Raw genomic sequence first — 19,397 nt, 5'->3', positions numbered from 1 at the left:
TAGGGGGTGGGGGATACCCCCCGCCGGGTCGAAAATGGGGGGGAAAAGAGGGCTGGCGCGGGGCTTCCGCGACCAGGCGTTTTTAAAAAACGACCGACACGGCGATTTTCCCACAATTTTCTACCATTTTCGACTTGCTGAACATTTTTGTTCATAGATTGGATGTTTTCGTCTCCATTCTTCGATAGGCATGGAACCTCGCATGGAATTGCACGCAACATGAGCCGGTCGCAGGTTCTCTATCGCATCGTCCCCACCCCGGGACCGTGGCACGAGATGATCAGCTGTTGTTGCGCCATGCTTTCCACAGAGGTGGCACCGGTCCCCGTAGGTGGCTAGGGTCAGGGCGGTTAGCCGGGTGGCCCGTGTACCACCCCACCTAGGCCCCATCACCCCACCCCACCGGGTAGGGCGGCTACCGGGCTGTCAGGCTCGTCTAGCACGCTAGCTAGCTTTGTCCTACCCCACGGTGGCACGTAGCGGGTTAGCTCGTCCTGGACCGTGGTTTGTCCCTCAGCGATCAGCTTCAACGATTTACGCCGGGTGCGTAGTATCCATCGGGACGAGCGTGAGTCATGGTGAAGTGGTAGGCACCGAACCGTTCCCGGCCACGGGCACCGGTCCAGCACATCACGGGCGCATTCCTTACACGCTGGGCACTGTGCGCATACCCGAGCAGCGACGAGCCACGGACCTAGCAAGGTGTCACGGGACCGGGCATATCCAGGCATGTCAAATACCTTAGGGTCCATGCCAGCACACCGCGCGTGTTCGAGCCAGGCGTGATTATCATTCGGTCGTTTATCAGTAAGTTTCATAGTCAGTTCCTATCTATTGATCGTTGAGCGGGTTAACGTCCCACCATTCGGGAACGGCTACCCGCGTGGCACTTTGTTTGTTGTGGTGGATGTTTGAGCTTGCGGAGGTGTCCCCCTTTGATATAAGGAACACACTGGAGCCTTGACACTTTGCCCGTCGCTGGAGCCATGCCGTCGCCCGCCTCAATGTCACGCCACGGGAATTACTCGCACGCGTCAGGACCGGGGAACTGTCAGACCGCTTGTGGTCATCAACCACTCCCGTCCGGGTCTGCCTTAACCGGGTAGCGATCTGACATCGGAAAGTAATCCCGCTCTAACCGGGGACGTCTCCGAGGATTAATCGGAAACCACGTTCAACCACCGTGGTCAAGTGGGTTTATTGATTCGGATTAGGCCTTATAACGGATACGGCGCGACCCGCGTTCGTGTCGCTAGCATCGGCCACAAAGAGCACAAACAAGGGATAGATATGAACTGAGGAATGTTTGCGCTACGCGGGCCGCTCCGTAACCGGCTAATCACGGTCCATGACTTCCGCGTAGTGATCGAGCAAAGCTCGCATGGTCGGGGAATGGATTTTCTCAGCGATACTCACCAGGTCCAGGATGAGGTCATAAGCGTCGAACCACGGCCTTATCTCGTCTTGGTCGCGCAGCGGATCAAGGTCTAGGTCCATTCCTATTTCGTTGCACCGCTGAGCTAATGCCAGTGCTCGGCAGCGGTTCCACCCGTCCGCGTCGTAATACGCTTCGAGGAACTTACGTACTTTCCCCCATTGGGCGGCGAGAACTGTTTGCTTGTATTGCAAAGCGTCCTCGCGGCGAAGATCGACCACCCTGAGCAGCATGTCGAGATTCGACTTAGTGAGCAGCTTAGTGTCGGTCATTTTGTCGCCCCCTGAGCCTTGTACACGTAGCGCGGATGATTCACCACGTCGCGGCGAGCGATCATCGTCGGGTGCTTAGCAACACTTCGTAGCTCGCCGCTTCTGGCCATACGGATAACCCGGTTCGGGGTCGTAACGAGCAACTGAGCAGCGGTGTTCACATCAATAGCGGAACCCATCACAGCGACTCATCTCCTACCGGCTTCGGAAGTTCATCAGTAACGCCGAGTAGTTCGCGGTGGGTGTCCGGTAAGGCGTCCACCGCTTTTTTCCAAATGACCGCAAAGTCGTCATTCTCCTGAGCGTGAGCGCTAAGCAGCCACTCGAATAGACTTTTATAGGCGTCTAAGCAGGAATACTTTTTCACGACAGGAAGTTCTTTAGTTGCTTTATCGATGACGTCATAGGTGATAGTCATGAGAATGTAGCCTTTCTTTTAAGAAACCGAAGGGAGGTGAAAAGATGGAGCAGGAATTCTTGAAAGAGGTCCGAGAATTAGGCAAGATTTCGCGCGCGGCCGCGTCGGAACGTAACCGTCGAGCGAAAGAGGACCTACGGAAGACCGACGAAGATTTAGAGGAATTCGTTCGCCGGTATGAGAACAAGGACTAGTCATTGCCGTAGCCCTCGGGCGGAATGTCGAGCGCGTCGCGGATAGTCTCAGCGATTTGTCTAATGTGTTCTGCCCGTTGGCCCTTACCTGCTTGGATGTAAGCGGCTCTCAGGTATGTATGGGCGATTGTGAGCGTGTACTCGAAAAGAATTTCGTCGGTTTCGAGTAGGCGCTTTGCGGTGTCGTTTTCCGGGGATGACATCACTTCGCCCCCTCATTTCTTGCGAGAGCTTCAATCTCAGCCCGACTGAAGACGCGGATTTTTCTATTTCCTATAAAGCCAGCGGGAGTTAATTCTCCGGCTTGCACCATTCGGAGGACTGTTGCGCGTGAACGTCCGATTATCCGGGCAACATCCTTTGTTCCTATGAGGTCCAAATGATTCATGTACATCATTTAATACCAACAGTTCTCGACATGCAAGTTTTATTTGAGTCTATTACATCATTTAGAATGAGCTACTTGACTCAAAGTGCAGGATATGGTCACAATTGATGGCATGACTAACGCGATTCAAATTGCCGGATTAATCCCCAAATTTGAGCTATCGGACCGTATGCGAAAAGCTCGGGAAGTAGCGGGTTTGACCCAAGACGAACTGAGTGAGCGGTCCGGCGTTGGGCGTGCAACAATAGCTCGTATTGAGTACGGCAAGGGAACCCCGCGGCGTGCCTCCCTCATCGCGCTTGCTTTTGCTACGGGGGTCGATTTGCATTGGTTGGAGACAGGCGAAACCCCCGCGGGGAATAGTCCCGACGGGGGTAGTGAGTGCGCCATCAGGGACTCGAACCCCGAACCCACTGATTAAGAGTCAGTTGCTCTACCAATTGAGCTAATGGCGCGAAGCGGGGCACGCCAGGCATGATGGTTGCCCCGGCTGCTCTGCAACGAAAAAGAATATAGCACTGAGACTCTGCTAGAGCAAAATTGCCTGGCAGATGATAAAAACTGAATTTTTCTGTGGAGAAGTTGAAGGTTCGGTAACGGTTCAGCAACAACCTGGATTTAAGGCGATTCTGGTTGTTTGTCTGTCCATTGTCAGCGGTACCCTAGAGGAGCTGTCTAGAAATGAGGGAGAGGTAATCAATGAGGCGTGGCGACGTAGGCACGCAATGGCGTCGAATCTGCGGGGCGTTAGTGTGTGCTTCAGCTTTGGTGTTGACCGGATGCACCATCAATGGGTCAGGTTCCTCTGGTGATGCCTCGCAGCAAGAAGCCGCACCGCAGCCACCGAAAATTTCGGTGAATAACAACGCTACTGATGTCAATCCCACGGAGCCAGTGACAGTGAAGTCCCAGGACGAGGGGCTTTCCAAAGTAACCATGGTCAATGAAAATGGCTATGAGGTGAAATCAAAACTCTCCGATGATGGCATGTCCTGGACAACGGATGAGGTTCTGGGGTATTACCGCACCTATACAGTTACGGCTACGGATAAAAATGGTGAGAAAACCACCTCAACTTTTCAAACCATGCAACCTGCGGCAACTGTTGATGCCTCGCTGAGCCCTATTGAAGGATCCACCGTTGGTGTCGGGCAGACCATCGGGATTCGTTTTTCCGCCCCGGTCAATGACCGCAAAGCAGCGCAGGATGCTATCAAAGTCACCACTGATCCTGGGGTTGAAGGCGCCTTCTATTGGCTTAGTGACGTCGAGCTTCGCTGGCGCCCCAAGGACTACTGGGCGCCTGGAACCCATGTGAAGGTTGAAGCCAAGTTATACGGCGTGAATTTGGGTAACGATTACTACGGTTCATCCGACGTCAGTACCGATTTCACTATCGGAGACCGCGTCATTTCCATTGTCGATGACAACACTAAAACCATGGAGGTGTATCGCAATGGGGAATTGCTGCGCACAATCCCGGTGTCTTTGGGATCTAGTCGTTGGCCGACACCAAATGGTACCTACATCATCGGTGATTTAAATCCCTCCATGGTGATGGATTCTGAAACGTATGGTCTTTCTCATGACCATGGTGGTTATCGAACCAAGGTGAACTGGGCTACCCAAATGTCTTATTCGGGCATCTATGTTCACGGGGCACCCTGGTCCGTATGGGCTCAAGGTAATACCAATACATCTCATGGTTGTGTCAATGTCACTGATGACGCTGCCCGGTGGTTCCAACAGATCTCTAAGCGCGGTGACCTTGTCTGGGTCCGTAATACGCAGGGCGGCACTCTCTCAGGCTATGACGGTCTAGGTGACTGGAATATTCCGTGGGAAACCTGGAAAGCCGGAAACGCCGACGAGTAGCTGAGTAACTCTCTCTACTCTTTCTGCTTAAAGCCACTGCTGGGGTTTAAGAAATCAAAGCCCAGCGGTGGCTTTCCCGTTTCTCCATCGAGTTTTGAGGTCTTGGGCTACACGGAGAAACAGATTCAAAAAACCCCTTAACTCCGGAGGGAGTTAAGGGGTACTTCGGGGTGGCTGACGGGGCTCGAACCCGCGACACCCAGGATCACAACCTGGTGCTCTACCAACTGAACTACAGCCACCATCGCTGCTTTTTAGCAACGGGTGATAGCTTAACCGATGATCGCAAAATCACAAAAACGGCTGGTAGGCGGCCTGGGAGTGGGTGGCTGCTGCGGTAGATTCCTCCGCATCAGGTCCCGGTGAATCAACGAACACTGCTCTGCGGTAGTAGTCCAATTCTCGGACAGATTCGATGATGTCTGTTAATGCTCTATGAGTCATGCCCTTGTCCGGCTGGTGGTAATACACCTGCGGATACCAGCGACGAGTTAGTTCCTTAATGCTAGACACATCAACCATTCGATAATGCAATGCCGCATCGAGTCGAGGCATGTATTCCCGAATAAAGCTGCGGTCAGTAGCTATGGAATTACCCGCCAAGGGAGCCGGATGTTTAGGATCACAATGCTGGGTGATGAGCTCCAAAACTGCATCCTCAGCTTCGTGCAGCGCAACTGTGGAGTGACGAATCTCTTCGGTCAACCCAGAGGAGCCATGCATTTTTTGGACGACTTCATCCATAGCCGCGAGCTCCTCCTCCGAGGCATGGATCACAATATCTAAGCCCTCACCAAGAATATTGAGCTGGGAATCCGTTACGAGAGCGGCTATTTCCACAATGGTGTGGCGGTGAATATCTAGTCCGGTCATCTCAAGATCAATCCACACTAGGCGGTCATATTTCGCCGGTGTGGGGTCAGGCTGTAGTGATGATGACACAGTAATTCCTTTCCACTCCTACCCTTAACCCATTTTTCGATAGAACCAACCCATAAGGGGCGACAAAACCGCGGTTGGCGCTATTTGGGAAATGCTATTCATGGCCTTGCTTAGTGGGCCAGGAACCACTCGGCGACGATTATTAGCCAGCGCCTCAATGGTTTCTTGAGCACAGGACTCGTAGGTTGTCCACAAAAAATCAGGGACAACTTTGTCGACGATGCTCTTATCTGATTCTGCTATCTTAGCTTCTCGCACAGGTCCGGGGGCCAGAAGAGTGCAATGGACCCCGGTTCCTCGGAGCTCATAATGCAATGCTTCGGTAAAGGCGTTGACACCGGCCTTGGTGAACACATACGTCGCGTTATTAGGGATTGGTAGATTCCCGGCGGCCGAACCAACATTGCAGATAGCGCCTTCGCCGCGTTTCACCATTGTGCCGACAACAGCATGGGTGAGTCGGAAAACTGCAGTGGCGTTGAGAGAGAATTGACGAGTCTCATAGTCCCAATCTTGTTCTAAGAAAGGGCCGAAACTGGCGATCCCTGCGGAATTAACGAGGATGGAAATGGTCCACTGGCCCATTGCTTCGATAAGCTCGCTGACTTGCTGGTCGTCAGAGAGATCCGCAGCATGAACAATGATGTCAATACCGTGTTTGGTCCTGAGCTCTTCAGCAAGAGTCTCAAGGACATGTTGACGTCGGGCCACTAAAACCAGGTTATGACCGAATTTAGCGAGATCTCTGGCAATAGCTGCTCCTATGCCCTGGCTTGCGCCGGTAATCAGGGCATAGGAACCGCTACGAGGTTGTGGCAAAGCCATAGGTTAGTTCTCCAGATAGGTACGAGGACTTAGAGCAGGCCCTTGATCTTTTCGATGGTGTTGTTTTTGAGCTGCTCAGCCTTTTCTGGGTTGCTTTGGAGATATTTGAAGCCCAAGAAGCCGGCGCCACCAACGGCGGCGATCGGCAGAACCACGGCGGTGATCAGGCTAAGAACAGCCTTGATCAAGAAACCGATGACTTTAAAAGGCAGTTTGATGATGTTGAGGATCATGGAATATTCCTTTACTTGCTGGTGTGGATGGGAATACTGACGCCTTTATCCTAACGAATGCTAGAGACATCACTAGTTTTACCTGGTGACCAGGAGGTTTTTCTAGTAAGTAGGTTATCGGCATAAGTAAATGAGGGGAATCTGAAGCGGGATGCGGATCCACGCTAGCGCCTTGAGTCAACCAGGGCGTGCCGACTTCTGCCAGTCCCAAGCCATCTTGATATTGGCTGGCCACACCGCGAAGAGTAAAGCGATGGCGCAGATTCGGGCGTTTGTTCGGGTAGGGGGATAGGCTAACCCCGCAGCTATTCCTAACTCGGCTACCCCGCTGGCGACGGTATAGCAGCGGGCAGAACCCGGGAGCGTTTGGGGGACAATGGTGTCAAAAGGCTCAGGCGTAAGAAAATGAAGAACGCCGGCGCCAGTGAACATTGGGATAAGGAAGCGCTGAGCTAAGCGCATGATTGTCCTTTCCGTGGGCAGGAAAAAAGACCTATCGGACTGATCTGGAGAAACCACCATCAGCCTACCGGAAAGTTAGCTAATCTCTATTAATTTTCGGTGTGGGGCGGCTTTTCGGGTAGGTGATACATCATGCGGACACTTTTGTTGGGCCCGGTATCAAGACAAAAGGCCCCGCCGGTTCATTGATGATAATGATTCTGGCGGGGCAGCGCGCCCCCAGCAGGATTCGAACCCGCGACCAGCCGGGTAGAAACCGGATGCTCTAATCCACTGAGCTATGGAGGCTAAGAAAGCTAAAACGTTCAAGTAAGGTGTGTCAGCACCAAGTTTTGCGTCGAGCTTTCGAAACAGGATTTTAACCTATTCCATTCAGCGAAAAGCGGCTACCCCCGCTTATCCCTTTCAGGCAGCGGGGTATGGTGCAGAACATGGCCTTAACCCGCACTCAACCGGACACCCCTACGGAACCGAATTCTCGTCCCACCACAACCTGGCCGTTGTATCTTGTCTTCTTCGGGTTCGCTGGAATAGTAGGGGCCTGGATTTCCTTCGGACTGCTCACTGATTCCCTTGCAGCCTTAGGTATTCCAGATCCTGGTCCACTCACCACCATCGGATATCCCTTATTCCGTGCCATCGGGTGGATGGTGGCGGCGTTGTCCGTGGGCTCTTTCCTGGCCTCCAGCTTCTTGATCTCGCCGCGGTTACCTGGAGCGAAAACTGAAACCTTCGGAACGGACACGCAGCGTGATACCACTCGCTTAAGTCACTCGCTGTTGACGGTCGACGGCCACTTGGCCTGCCGAACCGGAGCGCTGAGCCAATTGTGTTTTGGGTTTATTGCCTTATTCATGATCCCCCTGGCTTTATCTGACGTTTCCGGCCAGCCTCTAGCAACAGCCATACGCCCAGCTAATTGGCCCATAGCTATAGATCAAGTCGCAGCGTCTCTCGCCTATTTTTGGGTAGCCGTCATTGCCATGATCACCGGGATTTGCGGGTTATTTTGCCGAAAGTGGATAAGCCAACCGCTTCTTTTTGGCGGAGCGCTATTCTCCATCATTCCCCTTGGGTTACAGGGGCACAATGCCACGGGCGGTAACCATGATTATGGAACGAACTCTTATCTCTGGCACCTCATCTTCCTAATGATCTGGGTTGGCGGGCTCATGGGGCTCATTGCTCATGGGCGCCGACTGGGGCCAGGAATGGGGATCGCTGTGCGCCGCTATTCCTGGTTGGCGCTCATGTCAATCATGGTCATGGCGGCGTCGGGTCTCATTAACGCTGTTATCCGAGTGACCTGGGGAGACTTAACGACGACAGCCTATGGCTGGATAATCATCGGGAAAACAATTGGGGTCATTGTTTTAGCGTTCTTCGGATATATTCATCGCCAAATCACTATTCCGAAATTGCTGTCTTCGAGCAGGGGGAACACCTCTGCTTTTATTCGAGTATCCATCGTCGAAGTCGCAGTTATGGCGGCAATTACCGGCCTGGCAATTACGATGGGCCGCACCCCGCCGCCGGTGCAAAGAAACTTCAGTTTTAGCTCCATGGCTATCCAAATTGGCTATGACCTCTACGTGAAGCCAACCATCACCAACATATGGACAATTTGGCGATTCGATATCATGTTCGGCACCTTGGCTCTTGGCTTAGCTGCCGGGTACCTCTGGGGTTTGTATCGTCTTCGTCAACAAGGGAAAAAATGGTCTGGGGTGCGAACATTCTGGTGGATGCTCGGATGCGCCAGCTTATTAATCACTATGTGTTCGGGGATCGGCCTCTATATGCCGGCCTCCTTTTCCATGCACATGATCGGGCACATGACTTTGTCCATGGTCGTACCGGTGTTCCTGGTGCTAGGATCCCCGCTGCAACTGGTTTTGGATTCTGTTCCAGCAGGAAAACCAGGACAACCGGGACTTCGGGAATGGACCTTGGTAGCGATAAATAACCCGATTTTGCGTTTTCTCATGCACCCAGGGATTAATACCGTCCAATTCATCGTCTTTTTCTATATTCTTTACGCCACGCCTTTTTACGCCGTCTTGATCTCCGAACACGCAGGTCATTTGGGGATGAACTGGGTGTTTATTATTTCCGGGTATTTGTACTTTTGGGAAATGATCGGAACAGATCCTAAACCCCAGCACCGCAGCACCATGTCTAAATTGGGGTGGCTGGTTTTCTCTATGCCTTTCCACCTCTATTTCGGTGTTTACCTCATGATGCTCAATTCCGTGCTTGCCGAGGACTTCTATCTGGGCCTTCAAATCCCCTGGGATGTTGATCTAATGCACGACCAAAAGGTAGGCGGAGGCGTTGCCTGGGCGTCGGGATCGTTCCCATTGACTCTTGTTTTTGCGGTTTTGTTCCGGAATCTTCTACGAGAAGATAAGGAAAAAGAAGCTAAGGAAGATGCTCGATTAGATCGTGAAGAAAGCCTCAGAGACCAGGGTAAAGCCGTGGTTGTTGAGCCGAGAGATACCGAACAGGAGCCTGAGGAAGAAACGACTGAACAGTCCCTGGCAGCGTATAACGAATTGCTAGCCCGGATGAACGCCGGGGAGGGGAATATGCAGGCGCACTATTACTACCAAGAGGAGATGCCGCTTCAAGAAAAGTGTCGTTCTTCATGGTTGGAGCGACGTCGAGAGCGGCAGCAGCGTGAGCGGGAAGAGTTCCAGTAGCGCTGGCGGAGATGAGCGCAGCGCCCGAGCGCTCATTAAGTCCCCAGGCAGATGCGGGACCAGAGCTGTGGACAAGAAAATTTTTCCACAGATTACAGTTATAGGAATACCTTTAATGAGAAAGGTTGCGAGATCCTGTTGAGTAACTTCCTCGCTCGGGGGAGAGGAACAGAACAACAAGAGTAAGGATTCAGGATCATGCCACAACTTCCAGTCACTATTATCGGTAATCTCACCAAAGCTCCACGGCTGAAGAAATTCGGAGAAAATCGCTACTGTTGTGAATTTCGTCTTGCTGCTAGCCGTTCGTACCTAGACGGGGGCGAGTGGAGGCAAACAGATCAGCTTTTTATCAGCGTAGAAGCATGGGGACAGCTAGCTCGCAACATCAAAAGCAGCATTAAGCAGGAACAGGGGGTGACGGTTATCGTATCGGGAATTCTCACTACCCATGAGTGGGTGGATGCCCAAGGAAACCCGCAGTCGCGCACGATTCTGCGGGCTAATTCGGTCGGGATTGATCTGGCAAAGTACCTGGTAGGGTGGCAGCGCACCGGTGCTCAACCTAGCGGTGGGGCTGATGGAGTAAGCGCCCCAGAAACCTTCATCAAAGATAGCGACGTTGATCATCTGGTGGACGAGTTCTTTGATAGTCCGGCCAATACCGCCTCAGAATCGCACGAAAAGCAAGCAACGCCGTTCTGAACCTCTTCACCTAATGGGGTACCCTCTTCTACTGACAAGAAAGATCTGTAATGAAGGGGAACAATGGGCGAATTCATCTACACGATGAAGCAGGTACGGAAAGCAATTGGTGACAAAGTCATTCTCGACGATGTCACGATGGCTTTCTACCCAGGTGCCAAAATTGGTGTGGTCGGGCCAAATGGTGCAGGTAAATCCTCCATTTTGAAAATCATGGCTGGTTTAGATCAGCCGTCAAATGGGGAAGCTTTCCTTGATCCAGGTGCTACGGTCGGCATTTTGTTGCAGGAACCGCCGCTTAATGACGAAAAAACTGTTCGAGGCAATGTAGAAGAAGGTCTCGGCGGGATTTTTGAGAAGAAGCAGCGTTTTGAAGAAATCGCTGAAGAAATGGCGACGAATTACACCGACGAGCTCATGGCTGAGATGGGCAAGCTGCAAGAAGAGCTTGATGCAGCCGATGCGTGGGAAGTTGATTCCAAGATTGATCAGGCGCTCGAGGCTTTGCGCTGCCCTCCAGCCGATGAGCCAGTTACTCACCTGTCTGGGGGTGAACGACGCCGGGTGGCTTTGGCGAAACTACTGTTGAGCCAACCAGACTTGTTGCTGCTTGATGAGCCAACCAACCACCTTGACGCAGAAAGTGTGCTGTGGTTAGAAAAGCACTTGGCTGATTATCCGGGCGCGGTCCTAGCAGTGACTCACGATCGCTACTTCTTGGACCATGTAGCGCAGTGGATCTGTGAGGTAGACCGAGGGAAACTCTACGGATATGAGGGAAATTACTCGGATTACCTGGAGAAGAAAGCGGCGCGTCTGGAGGTTGCTGGCCGGAAGGATCAGAAGCTGCAGAAACGTCTCAAGGATGAGTTAGCGTGGGTTCGGTCAGGACAAAAAGCACGGCAGGCTAAGAACCGAGCTCGTTTGCAGCGCTATGAGGAAATGGCGGCTGAGGCGGAAAAGTATAAGAAGCTTGATTTTGAAGAGATTCAAATCCCTACTCCGCCGCGTCTCGGTAACAAAGTAGTTGAGGTGAAAAACCTCACCAAGGGTTTTGATGGTCGCACGCTGATTAAGGATTTGTCGTTTACGCTGCCGCGCAACGGAATTGTCGGTGTAATCGGCCCAAACGGAGTGGGGAAATCCACGCTATTTAAGACCATTGTTGGGCTTGAGCAACCAGACTCTGGTTCCGTAGAGGTCGGCGATACCGTCAAGTTGTCCTACGTGGACCAGAACCGAGAAAACATCGATCCCGAACAAACCGTGTGGCAGGTAGTATCCGACGGGTTGGATTACATCCATGTTGGGCAAAATGAAATGCCTTCCCGCGCGTACTTGTCTGCTTTCGGATTTAAAGGGGCAGATCAGCAAAAACCATCCAAAGTGTTATCTGGTGGAGAGCGGAACCGGCTGAACCTGGCGTTGACGCTGAAAATCGGTGGCAACCTCATTCTCTTGGACGAGCCCACCAATGACCTAGATGTTGAAACCCTCGGGTCCTTGGAAAACGCCTTGGAGAAATTCCCAGGTTGCGCTGTGGTGATTTCTCACGATCGGTGGTTCCTCGACCGGACATGTACCCATATCCTGGCGTGGGAAGGCAATGTTGCGGAAGGCCAGTGGTTCTGGTTTGAAGGCAACTTTGAAGACTATGAGAAGAACAAAGAAGAGCGTCTCGGCCCGGACGCCAATCGGCCTGCGTCGAGTACACATCGGAAGCTGACCCGCTAGCGTGGTCTAGCCTTCACCACCTACCCCGTCACCCCCTGACGGGGTATTTTCTTTCCTAATCCGGGAAAATTTTCTGCTCGGAGCACAATGAGTTAGTCGAGGATACGTGGCCTTTCTCCCGAAGTTGTCCTTGTTCCTCAGAGTCGGTGCATTGATCAGTGCACTCCCGTAAGTTAATAAATAATCCCGCTTATCCGATGAAGACTCTGGATTCTATCGCCATAGAATTCTTAGTAGGTTCGCTGGGCTGGTATAATTTTCCGGGCTATAACATCCGCTTGGGTTTACCATGGGGTGCTAATATCCGGTCCTATGCCGGTCCTATAAATACCTCATATCGGTCCGAATTACACGAAGTCGCAGGAGGATCCCCAGAATGACGCAACCGCAGTCGGTAATGCACAGCACCACGGTGCCGCTGCGCTGGACTGACTTTGATCGGTTCGGACACCTGAATAATGCTCAATACATTGAGATCGCTCAGGAAGCACGTCTGGAATTTGCCCAACAGGAATTTGTCGGACGTGGTTTGGAAATCCCAGCAGTTTTTGTCCGGCACCTCGACGTCGACTATTTACGTCCTATTCTTCCCGATACCGTGGTAGCCACCGTAGAAACATCAGTAGTAGAAATTGGGCGCACATCCTTTACTACTCGTCAAGAGGTCAAAGATCGCCAGGGGCGAGTGGGATGCGTCGTAGAGTGCGTGCAAGTAGCGGTAGACATTGACACCTCCCGTCCTCGTGCCATCACAGCTCAAGAGCTCAAAGTCTTGGAACGGCGCGCCGACGAAGACACCGAGGAGGACTCCGACGACGCCACTAAGGATGATGAGTAGGCTGAGGTGCTCACCGAAGAACTCGAGGTAGGTAACGGAATTCGTGGGTTGCGTACCCTGGTGGGACGCGCTTGCGGGCTCGATGCCACCGCTTTGGCGCGAGTAAGACAATTTGATCCACACACGGTGGAAGTTTTCCTCAGCACCCCGTTTCAGGTTTTCGCCTCTCGACGCGCTGAGGGTACGTGTCAACGCGATGGGGCAGTAGTGACAGCTCGGAACCTCTTAGCAGCTCTCGACGATGTGGTCGGTCATGACCCTAGCCACCCGGTGCCACTTGCTCCGCAGCGTCTTAATGCTGGTCCAGCTCAGGACCCCTTCTGGCCAGGAGCGTTGCCCCCCAAGAGTGATTTTGAGCTCGTCGAGGAGGTGCCGGTCAAGGTGGTTAGAAAACTATCCGATGAGGGGAAATCCTTGGCCCGCCAATTCTCTGGCCCATTAGGTCCCCCGGATAGTCTCCTTCGTCAATCAGTCTTAAGCATTGATTACGGAGATAGCCAAGTTCACGTCCCAATGCGCATGATTTTTGCCTGCACCAACCTAGGCTTAGTCCCCGGTTTTGAGGCACCCTCAACCATCCCTCGTCACTTGCGGATCTCTACTGCCGGTCGGTGGGTTCGGGTAGATGCCCCCTACGGGACGGTGTATCACTCGACGGCTTTAGGGATTCTTTAAAATTTGTTAATGAGCATTGCTGCAGCTCGCTGCCAGTGGTCACGGAGAGCAGCTCGATCCGCGTCAGAAATGATAGCTTCCTCAATATCACTCAAGGAGGCTTCCATGAGCTCTAACCATCGGGACGCAGCTGCGTGATCGATAGGGAATTGAGCGTGACGCATTCTGAGTCGAGGGTGTCCTCGTTGCAGGGAATAATCCTTGGGGCCACCCCAATATTGCGTTAAAAAGGCGCGGAGACGCCATTGCGCACCCTCCCAATCATCATGGGGGTACATCGGGGAGAGGATGTCGTCGTTTTTTACCCGAGCATAAAAACCGGCGACCAGGCGTTCAAAAGCCTCGTCGCCGAGTCGGTGGTAGAGGGAATCCATGCCCTCAGATTTTAGCTTTCAATTTCTTCTTTCTTCGCCATCGTGGGGTGCCAGGCCCCAATTCCGTGGGGATAGGGGGTGCTTACTCCGGCGGCAGTCATATCGTTAAGGACTTTGCCTTGGAGGAATCGTTGAACATCCCACTGGTGTCCGGGCAGGGTACGAAGTTGGATCCGGTAAGACAGGTGATCTATCTCGAAATCAGAGACACCTTTCATCTCTGGTTCGCCAATGATGCTTTCTCTGATCTTTTTATCGTTGACCCAGCGGCGTACCGAGTCTTGGATGACCTCCCAGGCCTGTTCGGGATCATTAGACAGGCCTACGGGAATTTGGAGGCGAGCAATAGAGTACTCATCGGAGAAGTTACCCACCCGCATGATTTCGCCGTTGCGGACATACCAGAGGGTTCCATCAATGTCTCGGATAGTGGTCAGCCTGAGGGAGACCTCTTCAACATCACCGATAATTCCATCGCCGACGTCGATGGTGTCACCTACTCCGTATTGATCTTCGATCAACATGAAAATACCGCTGATGAAGTCTTTGACGAGAGATTGAGCACCGAAACCCAGAGCAACGCCAACTACTCCGGCTGAGGCAATAAGCGGAGCGATATTAATGCCGATGAGGTCGAGGACGTGCAGCACAAACCAGGTCCACACCACGATAGCGACGGCTGATTTCCCGACGTTGGCGAGAGTGCGGATTCGGGATTTGCGGCGCTGTAGCTGGGTGCGATCTAGTGCCCTAGCTTCTGCGGGAAGCTCATTTTTATTGCGTCGTTTCCGGGAGAATTTCGACTGTTTGTCTTTGGACTCGATATTGTGCTGCGCGGCTTTGTCAATTAGCCGACGCAGGATGACGTGGATCACCACGGCGGCGCAGAATCCCACGGCAAGTCGAATGGGCCGGTTAATCAGCCATTCTTGGACGGTGGGGTCTTGCCACCAGTTGGTTACTGTTTCTACCGTATTACTTGTCGTTGTTTGTAGTGAGTTAGTCATACGGGGCCAGAGTGTAGCTGTTTTCCCGGAATAATCCCTAACTTTCGGCTGTGAAGTTCTCGAAAGTTGGTGTCAAACCAGTTCACTTGTTATGAACAGCTTTGTCTAGTATGCTGCCATCATGACTGATTCCCATGACTGTCGCGCTGATGCTGGAACGGCCGCACGTCGGGCTCACCGACTATCGGCAACCACATCCCCTTTAGGGTTTGCGACCCGGAGTATTCACGCGGGGTATCAGCCCGACGCGTTAACCGGTGCTATCAACGTTCCGATCTATGCTTCTACCACCTATCAACAAGATGGTTTGGCCCAGCTCAGGGGTGGTTATGAGTATTCACGTTGTGGAAACCCTACGGTGAGTGCACTGGAAAACGCGGTGGCGTCTTTAGAGGGCGGAAATTTTGGCCGCGCCTTTTCTTCGGGGATGGCCGCCACAGACACAATTCTGCGGGTTTTGCTTAAGCCTGGAGACCATCTCATTTTAGGTTCGGACGCGTATGGCGGAACCTTCCGACTCATCGATACCACCTTCAAAGAATGGGGTGTCGATTACAGCATTGTTGATACGAGTGATTTATCACAGGTGTCGGCAGCGTTGGTCGATAATACTCGATTGATCTGGCTAGAAAGCCCCACAAATCCCTTGTTGGGGATCAGCGACATCTCCGCTATAGCGCAACTAATTAAAAACCATCCGGCCAAACTCATTGTGGACAATACCTTTGCCAGCCCTTACCTTCAACAGCCGCTTAACCTAGGCGCTGATGTCGTTGTTCATTCCACCACAAAATACTTAGGAGGCCATTCCGATGTCGTGGGCGGAGTGGTGGTGACCAATGATAAAGATATTGACAACGAGTTGCTATTTCTCCAAGGCGGGGTGGGAGCAGTGCCCGGTCCTTTTGATGCCTATTTGGCTTATCGAGGAATTAAAACTCTCGCTGTTCGGATGCGGCAACACTGTCACAACGCCCATGCCCTTGCTGAATTTCTGTCTCATCAACCACAGGTTAAAGAGGTCCTCTACCCCGGTCTAGCGCAGCATCCGGGCCATGAGATTGCGCGACGTCAAATGCGGGCCTTTGGTGCGGTCATATCGGTGCGGTTTTACTCCTCCACAGCAGCTGAGGAGTTCTGCACCCGGACCCAACTGATTTCTCTTGCGGAATCCCTGGGGGGAGTGGAGTCTCTCGTAGAACACCCAGCGACAATGACGCACCAGTCAGCCTCGGGTTCTCCTTTGGAGATTCCAGCGGACTTGGTGCGTCTTTCTATCGGTCTTGAGGATGAGGAAGACCTTCGAGCAGACCTTGTCCACGCGCTAGCCGGACTGCCTCATCCCTCAACGGCTTAAAGGAACTTGACTCCTTGCGCTAGCGGCAGCTCACCAGAGTAGTTCACGGTGTTGGTAGCCCGACGCATATAAGCCTTCCAGGCGTCAGATCCTGACTCCCGGCCCCCACCAGTTTCCTTTTCTCCACCAAAAGCTCCACCAATCTCTGCGCCGGAGGTACCGATATTGACATTGGCAATTCCGCAGTCAGAACCGCGAGCGGAGAGGAAAATCTCTGCTTCTGTTTGATCAGCAGTGAAAATAGCAGAAGATAGTCCTTGAGGAACGTCATTATGAAGGTCGAGAGCATCCCCGAAATCTCGGTAGGTGAGGATGTAGAGGATCGGGGCAAATGTTTCTTGGTGCACCGTGGCGCTTTGGCTCGGCATCCGCACAATGGCAGGTTCAACATAGAAGGCCTCGGGCATCTCTTCTGCCATCACTCGCTTACCCCCGCATAGAATCTCACCACCTTCGGCTTCAGCTTGGCGGAGTGCTTCTTGCATATTCTCAAACGCGGTGTGGTGGACGAGAGGTCCCACCAAGACACCCTCGTCTCGCGGGTCACCGATCGTCAATGTGCGGTAGGCCTTGACTAGCTTCTCGGTGAACTCCTCGGCAATGGATTCATGGATGATGAGCCGACGCATCGTAGTACAGCGCTGACCAGCAGTACCAGCAGCGGCAAAAACAACCCCGCGCAACGCTAAATCTTGATCTGCGCTGGGGCTTACGATGGCAGCGTTATTCCCCCCTAGTTCTAAGAGGTAGCGGCCAAAACGGGCAGCGACTCGAGGAGCTACTTCGTGTCCCATCCGGGTAGAGCCAGTAGCTGAAATGAGAGCCACCCGTGGGTCATCGACGATTTGTTCACCTACTGCTCGTTCGCCAAGGACAATGTGGTGAATATCTGCTGGCTGTCCGCAATCAGTTACCGCCTGGGCAAGAAGAGCATGGGCGCCAAGAGCGGAAAGTAAACTCAGCTCGGACGGTTTCCACACCACGGTGTTGCCGCAGACAAGAGCCAGGGCGGTATTCCAGGAAAACACTGCTACCGGGAAATTGAAGGCGGAGATTACCCCGATCACGCCGAGCGGGTGCCAGGTTTCCATGAGCCGGTGTCCGGGCCGTTCGGAAGGCATGGTCTTGCCGTACAACATCCGTGATTGCCCTACCGCGAATTCGCAAATGTCCACCATCTCTTGGACTTCACCCTCGGCTTCGGACAGGGTTTTTGCAGCATCGGACTGCACTAAAATGGCTAAATCGCGTTTGTGTTCACGGAGTAACTCTCCCCAGCGGCGCACCACGTTGCCGCGCTCCGGCGCCGGAACCTCTCGCCAGTGAAGAAATGCCTCGTGAGCCTTGCTAATAGCCTGATCCACGCTCTCTGTGGAATCTGCCGGCAGGGTGAAGAGTTCTTCACCGGTAATCGGGGTGCGCGTGCGCAGATCACCGTGATCCAGGATTGTGGTATCCACGCCGCAAGCCTGGAGAGCAGATAGCACAGAATCGCGAAGAGAAGTAGTCACAGTCTTATCCTTTCAAGTGTGAGGGGTAATCAATAATGGGTTGGCCCAGCGCCTCGGCGCAGTCAGCTAAAGACTGGGCTCGCTGCGCTGCATAGAGTTCGGTTGGTTCAGCAAGTTCACGACCGATCATGGTGGACAAAGCGGCAGCGTCGTACCGTGCCGCTTCATGGCTGTTATCCCTAGTTCCTTCCCCGGTGAGGTTTGATTGGAAAATCCCGGCCGCGGATCGAGGCAGAAAGTCCTCATAAACAATAGGGGTTGCCCGCAGCAATCCGCGGTCAATCAACTCTTGAAGTTCGACGCCTTCCGGACCGCCGCTTAGCTGGTGCCGGATGTCCTCCGGACTAGCAGCGAGCTCATAGGTGAAATATCCCAACCCCTGTTCGTCGAGCTCTTTCTCCGTTGTCGGAATGTGTTTTTGCCAAACGCGCCGGGCAATCTCAGCCCTTGGTGCACCGGGTTCTTCATGAAGCAGCTGATCAGTTTCAGCAACCATCCGGTCATAGATATCACGACCTGCCGGGGTGAGAGCTATCCCGCGTTGCTCTACCTCGCCGAACCGAACCCGCAGCGTACCTGGGCCGGTACTACCATCAGGAAAGCGGAAGACTCGTTGTTCATCCAGGGCGCGGAAGGATGTTTGCCGAAGTAAAATATCTGGGCCGTCCCAGCCGGGTGGCCCCTGGACTTCATCAATCATGGTGATCCCACGTTGTTCCATCCGTGCGTAGAGGTCATCAATGTCAAGGACGCGTGGGGTGAGGTGGTTGATATGGGTGGTGGTAACACCTCCAATATCGGCAGCTACCGCAGAGATCTGTTCCAGCTCTCGATACCAGGATTCATCTACCGGATCATCTGAGAGCTTAAAGGAGGCCGTAGCTAACTCAAGGAGACGGCTAGCCTCAGGTTCTCCCAGACCATCTTCTCGGTCAGCCTTATCGGCGAGAAGAAGGAGTTCTTCGGGGAAGAGTGTCCGTTGGGCTAAGAACGCCTCTAGCCTTTGCTGGAGATCCGGGGAGAAGAACCGAGGATCATCTACGGTGAGCATGGAAGTAAAGACTCGGAATGGATTTCGGGCTAGCTCCTCGGCGTCGATGGGGCGAAATGCCGTCGAAACCACCGGGACTGAGCTGGCTGCCGCGTCCCGTAAATCATAAAATCCGACTGGATACATACCGAAAGCAGCAAAAACTCGTGCAACGTCAGTGAGCTCCTGGGGTGTTCCTACGCGGATAGCTCCGTGGCGTTCCGCCGTGACACGAGAGATGCTGCCAAGGTGTTCCGCTAGTTCTGGGTGGGTTTGTTGGTAATCCCGGTTGACCGCCTCAGAGACTTCTACCAAGGTGGTATAAGCCGGGACTTCTTCCCCATACATCTGGGATAGTCGCTGAGCAAAGGCGGCGCGCAGTTCCCAGCGGGCAAGGCGTTGTGTACTCGTCATGATGAG

The 19,397-nt window shown here is 53.2% G+C and carries 22 protein-coding genes and 3 tRNA genes; 9 read left to right on the top strand and 16 right to left on the bottom strand.

From position 1 onward, the window contains the following. Window positions 1–120 precede the first annotated feature (120 nt). From GP475_RS09650 to GP475_RS09635, 4 genes are all read right to left on the bottom strand, one after another. Window positions 121–390 (bottom strand): HNH endonuclease, encoded by a 270-nt coding sequence (locus GP475_RS09650; RefSeq protein WP_187974181.1) that lies wholly within the window; start codon window positions 388–390, stop codon window positions 121–123. Then, a complete protein-coding gene (locus GP475_RS09645; protein WP_187974180.1) occupies window positions 390–818 on the bottom strand; it encodes a WhiB family transcriptional regulator in 429 nt (142 codons plus the stop codon). Before GP475_RS09645 ends, GP475_RS09650 begins: the two co-directional genes overlap by 1 nt. A 517-nt stretch (window positions 819–1,335) precedes the next feature. Further along, window positions 1,336–1,707: a hypothetical protein gene (locus GP475_RS09640; protein ID WP_187974179.1), complete on the bottom strand. Its 372-nt coding sequence runs from the start codon at window positions 1,705–1,707 to the stop codon at window positions 1,336–1,338. Between the two features lie 178 nt (window positions 1,708–1,885). Then, complete coding sequence (locus tag GP475_RS09635) at window positions 1,886–2,125, bottom strand: hypothetical protein (RefSeq protein ID WP_187974178.1); 240 nt, start codon at window positions 2,123–2,125, stop codon at window positions 1,886–1,888. Between the two features lie 44 nt (window positions 2,126–2,169). Between GP475_RS09635 and GP475_RS09630 the strand changes: the two genes are divergently transcribed. Beyond that, a complete protein-coding gene (locus tag GP475_RS09630) occupies window positions 2,170–2,319 on the top strand; it encodes a hypothetical protein (protein ID WP_187974177.1) in 150 nt (49 codons plus the stop codon). A 202-nt stretch (window positions 2,320–2,521) separates the two neighbouring features. Here the strand turns inward: GP475_RS09630 and GP475_RS09625 are convergent, their stop codons facing one another. Then, complete coding sequence (locus tag GP475_RS09625) at window positions 2,522–2,707, bottom strand: helix-turn-helix transcriptional regulator (protein ID WP_187974176.1); 186 nt, start codon at window positions 2,705–2,707, stop codon at window positions 2,522–2,524. 94 nt (window positions 2,708–2,801) lie between these two features. Between GP475_RS09625 and GP475_RS09620 the strand changes: the two genes are divergently transcribed. Continuing rightward, window positions 2,802–3,128 carry a helix-turn-helix domain-containing protein gene (locus tag GP475_RS09620; protein WP_316932489.1) on the top strand — a complete coding sequence of 109 codons (327 nt, stop codon included), beginning with the start codon at window positions 2,802–2,804 and terminating at the stop codon, window positions 3,126–3,128. On the opposite strand, the gene GP475_RS09615 is transcribed toward GP475_RS09620, so the two are convergent. Beyond that, a tRNA-Lys gene (locus GP475_RS09615) sits at window positions 3,090–3,162 on the bottom strand. The two genes, GP475_RS09620 and GP475_RS09615, sit on opposite strands and share 39 nt — an antisense overlap. Before the next feature lie 244 nt (window positions 3,163–3,406). Here GP475_RS09615 and GP475_RS09610 point away from each other — a divergent pair. Further along, window positions 3,407–4,582 carry a L,D-transpeptidase gene (locus tag GP475_RS09610; RefSeq protein ID WP_187974175.1) on the top strand — a complete coding sequence of 392 codons (1,176 nt, stop codon included), beginning with the start codon at window positions 3,407–3,409 and terminating at the stop codon, window positions 4,580–4,582. 169 nt (window positions 4,583–4,751) lie between these two features. Here GP475_RS09610 and GP475_RS09605 read toward each other — a convergent pair. The 6 genes from GP475_RS09605 to GP475_RS09580 all read right to left on the bottom strand — a co-directional run bounded on the left by GP475_RS09605 (window position 4,752) and on the right by GP475_RS09580 (window position 7,332). Next, window positions 4,752–4,824 (bottom strand) — tRNA-His (locus GP475_RS09605). Between the two features lie 49 nt (window positions 4,825–4,873). Then, a complete protein-coding gene (gene orn, locus GP475_RS09600) occupies window positions 4,874–5,524 on the bottom strand; it encodes an oligoribonuclease (RefSeq protein WP_394367385.1) in 651 nt (216 codons plus the stop codon). A 24-nt stretch (window positions 5,525–5,548) separates the two neighbouring features. Next, complete coding sequence (cmrA, locus tag GP475_RS09595) at window positions 5,549–6,349, bottom strand: mycolate reductase (RefSeq protein WP_187974174.1); 801 nt, start codon at window positions 6,347–6,349, stop codon at window positions 5,549–5,551. Between the two features lie 29 nt (window positions 6,350–6,378). After that, window positions 6,379–6,582 carry a hypothetical protein gene (locus tag GP475_RS09590; RefSeq protein WP_187974173.1) on the bottom strand — a complete coding sequence of 68 codons (204 nt, stop codon included), beginning with the start codon at window positions 6,580–6,582 and terminating at the stop codon, window positions 6,379–6,381. Window positions 6,583–6,759: 177 nt separating this feature from the next. Further along, window positions 6,760–7,044: a DoxX family protein gene (locus tag GP475_RS09585; protein ID WP_187974172.1), complete on the bottom strand. Its 285-nt coding sequence runs from the start codon at window positions 7,042–7,044 to the stop codon at window positions 6,760–6,762. A gap of 214 nt (window positions 7,045–7,258) precedes the next feature. Next, window positions 7,259–7,332: transfer RNA gene (locus GP475_RS09580), tRNA-Arg, on the bottom strand. Between the two features lie 143 nt (window positions 7,333–7,475). On the opposite strand from GP475_RS09580, the gene GP475_RS09575 reads away from it, so the two are divergent. The 5 genes from GP475_RS09575 to GP475_RS09555 all read left to right on the top strand — a co-directional run bounded on the left by GP475_RS09575 (window position 7,476) and on the right by GP475_RS09555 (window position 13,698). Beyond that, the gene (locus tag GP475_RS09575; RefSeq protein ID WP_187974171.1) at window positions 7,476–9,746 is read left to right on the top strand and encodes a cytochrome c oxidase assembly protein; all 2,271 of its coding nucleotides are present in this window, start codon (window positions 7,476–7,478) and stop codon (window positions 9,744–9,746) included. 198 nt (window positions 9,747–9,944) lie between these two features. Further along, a complete protein-coding gene (locus GP475_RS09570) occupies window positions 9,945–10,451 on the top strand; it encodes a single-stranded DNA-binding protein (protein WP_187974170.1) in 507 nt (168 codons plus the stop codon). 63 nt (window positions 10,452–10,514) lie between these two features. After that, the gene (gene ettA, locus GP475_RS09565; RefSeq protein WP_187974169.1) at window positions 10,515–12,185 is read left to right on the top strand and encodes an energy-dependent translational throttle protein EttA; all 1,671 of its coding nucleotides are present in this window, start codon (window positions 10,515–10,517) and stop codon (window positions 12,183–12,185) included. Window positions 12,186–12,561: 376 nt separating this feature from the next. Further along, window positions 12,562–13,023 carry an acyl-CoA thioesterase gene (locus tag GP475_RS09560; protein WP_187974168.1) on the top strand — a complete coding sequence of 154 codons (462 nt, stop codon included), beginning with the start codon at window positions 12,562–12,564 and terminating at the stop codon, window positions 13,021–13,023. 6 nt (window positions 13,024–13,029) lie between these two features. Continuing rightward, the gene (locus GP475_RS09555) at window positions 13,030–13,698 is read left to right on the top strand and encodes a hypothetical protein (RefSeq protein ID WP_187974167.1); all 669 of its coding nucleotides are present in this window, start codon (window positions 13,030–13,032) and stop codon (window positions 13,696–13,698) included. Here the strand turns inward: GP475_RS09555 and GP475_RS09550 are convergent. Beyond that, window positions 13,695–14,072 (bottom strand): globin domain-containing protein, encoded by a 378-nt coding sequence (locus GP475_RS09550; protein WP_187974166.1) that lies wholly within the window; start codon window positions 14,070–14,072, stop codon window positions 13,695–13,697. The two genes, GP475_RS09555 and GP475_RS09550, sit on opposite strands and share 4 nt — an antisense overlap. A gap of 11 nt (window positions 14,073–14,083) precedes the next feature. Then, window positions 14,084–15,079, bottom strand: a complete 996-nt coding sequence (locus tag GP475_RS09545) for a mechanosensitive ion channel family protein (RefSeq protein ID WP_187974165.1) — start codon at window positions 15,077–15,079, stop codon at window positions 14,084–14,086. Window positions 15,080–15,200: 121 nt separating this feature from the next. Here GP475_RS09545 and GP475_RS09540 point away from each other — a divergent pair, with 121 nt between their 5' ends. After that, window positions 15,201–16,436: a cystathionine gamma-synthase gene (locus tag GP475_RS09540; protein ID WP_187974164.1), complete on the top strand. Its 1,236-nt coding sequence runs from the start codon at window positions 15,201–15,203 to the stop codon at window positions 16,434–16,436. On the opposite strand, the gene amaB is transcribed toward GP475_RS09540, so the two are convergent. Beyond that, window positions 16,433–17,947 carry an L-piperidine-6-carboxylate dehydrogenase gene (gene amaB / locus GP475_RS09535; protein WP_187974163.1) on the bottom strand — a complete coding sequence of 505 codons (1,515 nt, stop codon included), beginning with the start codon at window positions 17,945–17,947 and terminating at the stop codon, window positions 16,433–16,435. The two genes, GP475_RS09540 and amaB, sit on opposite strands and share 4 nt — an antisense overlap. 4 nt (window positions 17,948–17,951) lie before the next feature. Continuing rightward, a complete protein-coding gene (gene hglS / locus GP475_RS09530) occupies window positions 17,952–19,391 on the bottom strand; it encodes a 2-oxoadipate dioxygenase/decarboxylase (protein WP_187974162.1) in 1,440 nt (479 codons plus the stop codon). Between the last annotated feature and the right edge of the window lie 6 nt (window positions 19,392–19,397).

The sequence above is a fragment of the Corynebacterium poyangense genome, assembly GCF_014522205.1.
Taxonomy (GTDB): Bacteria; Actinomycetota; Actinomycetes; order Mycobacteriales; family Mycobacteriaceae; genus Corynebacterium; species Corynebacterium poyangense.
The sequence above is the reverse complement of the archived record's forward strand: the minus strand, read 5'-3'. Positions and strand labels throughout refer to the sequence as shown.

Coding starts and splice junctions, on each gene's coding strand:
- GP475_RS09650 (WP_187974181.1), bottom strand. CDS start 390: ATGGGGCCTAGGTGGGGTGGTACACGGGCCACCCGGCTAACCGCCCTG.
- GP475_RS09645 (WP_187974180.1), bottom strand. CDS start 818: ATGAAACTTACTGATAAACGACCGAATGATAATCACGCCTGGCTCGAA.
- GP475_RS09640 (WP_187974179.1), bottom strand. CDS start 1,707: ATGACCGACACTAAGCTGCTCACTAAGTCGAATCTCGACATGCTGCTC.
- GP475_RS09635 (WP_187974178.1), bottom strand. CDS start 2,125: ATGACTATCACCTATGACGTCATCGATAAAGCAACTAAAGAACTTCCT.
- GP475_RS09630 (WP_187974177.1), top strand. CDS start 2,170: ATGGAGCAGGAATTCTTGAAAGAGGTCCGAGAATTAGGCAAGATTTCG.
- GP475_RS09625 (WP_187974176.1), bottom strand. CDS start 2,707: ATGAATCATTTGGACCTCATAGGAACAAAGGATGTTGCCCGGATAATC.
- GP475_RS09620 (WP_316932489.1), top strand. CDS start 2,802: ATGGTCACAATTGATGGCATGACTAACGCGATTCAAATTGCCGGATTA.
- GP475_RS09610 (WP_187974175.1), top strand. CDS start 3,407: ATGAGGCGTGGCGACGTAGGCACGCAATGGCGTCGAATCTGCGGGGCG.
- cmrA (WP_187974174.1), bottom strand. CDS start 6,349: ATGGCTTTGCCACAACCTCGTAGCGGTTCCTATGCCCTGATTACCGGC.
- GP475_RS09590 (WP_187974173.1), bottom strand. CDS start 6,582: ATGATCCTCAACATCATCAAACTGCCTTTTAAAGTCATCGGTTTCTTG.
- GP475_RS09585 (WP_187974172.1), bottom strand. CDS start 7,044: ATGCGCTTAGCTCAGCGCTTCCTTATCCCAATGTTCACTGGCGCCGGC.
- GP475_RS09575 (WP_187974171.1), top strand. CDS start 7,476: ATGGCCTTAACCCGCACTCAACCGGACACCCCTACGGAACCGAATTCT.
- GP475_RS09570 (WP_187974170.1), top strand. CDS start 9,945: ATGCCACAACTTCCAGTCACTATTATCGGTAATCTCACCAAAGCTCCA.
- ettA (WP_187974169.1), top strand. CDS start 10,515: ATGGGCGAATTCATCTACACGATGAAGCAGGTACGGAAAGCAATTGGT.
- GP475_RS09560 (WP_187974168.1), top strand. CDS start 12,562: ATGACGCAACCGCAGTCGGTAATGCACAGCACCACGGTGCCGCTGCGC.
- GP475_RS09550 (WP_187974166.1), bottom strand. CDS start 14,072: ATGGATTCCCTCTACCACCGACTCGGCGACGAGGCTTTTGAACGCCTG.
- GP475_RS09545 (WP_187974165.1), bottom strand. CDS start 15,079: ATGACTAACTCACTACAAACAACGACAAGTAATACGGTAGAAACAGTA.
- GP475_RS09540 (WP_187974164.1), top strand. CDS start 15,201: ATGACTGATTCCCATGACTGTCGCGCTGATGCTGGAACGGCCGCACGT.
- hglS (WP_187974162.1), bottom strand. CDS start 19,391: ATGACGAGTACACAACGCCTTGCCCGCTGGGAACTGCGCGCCGCCTTT.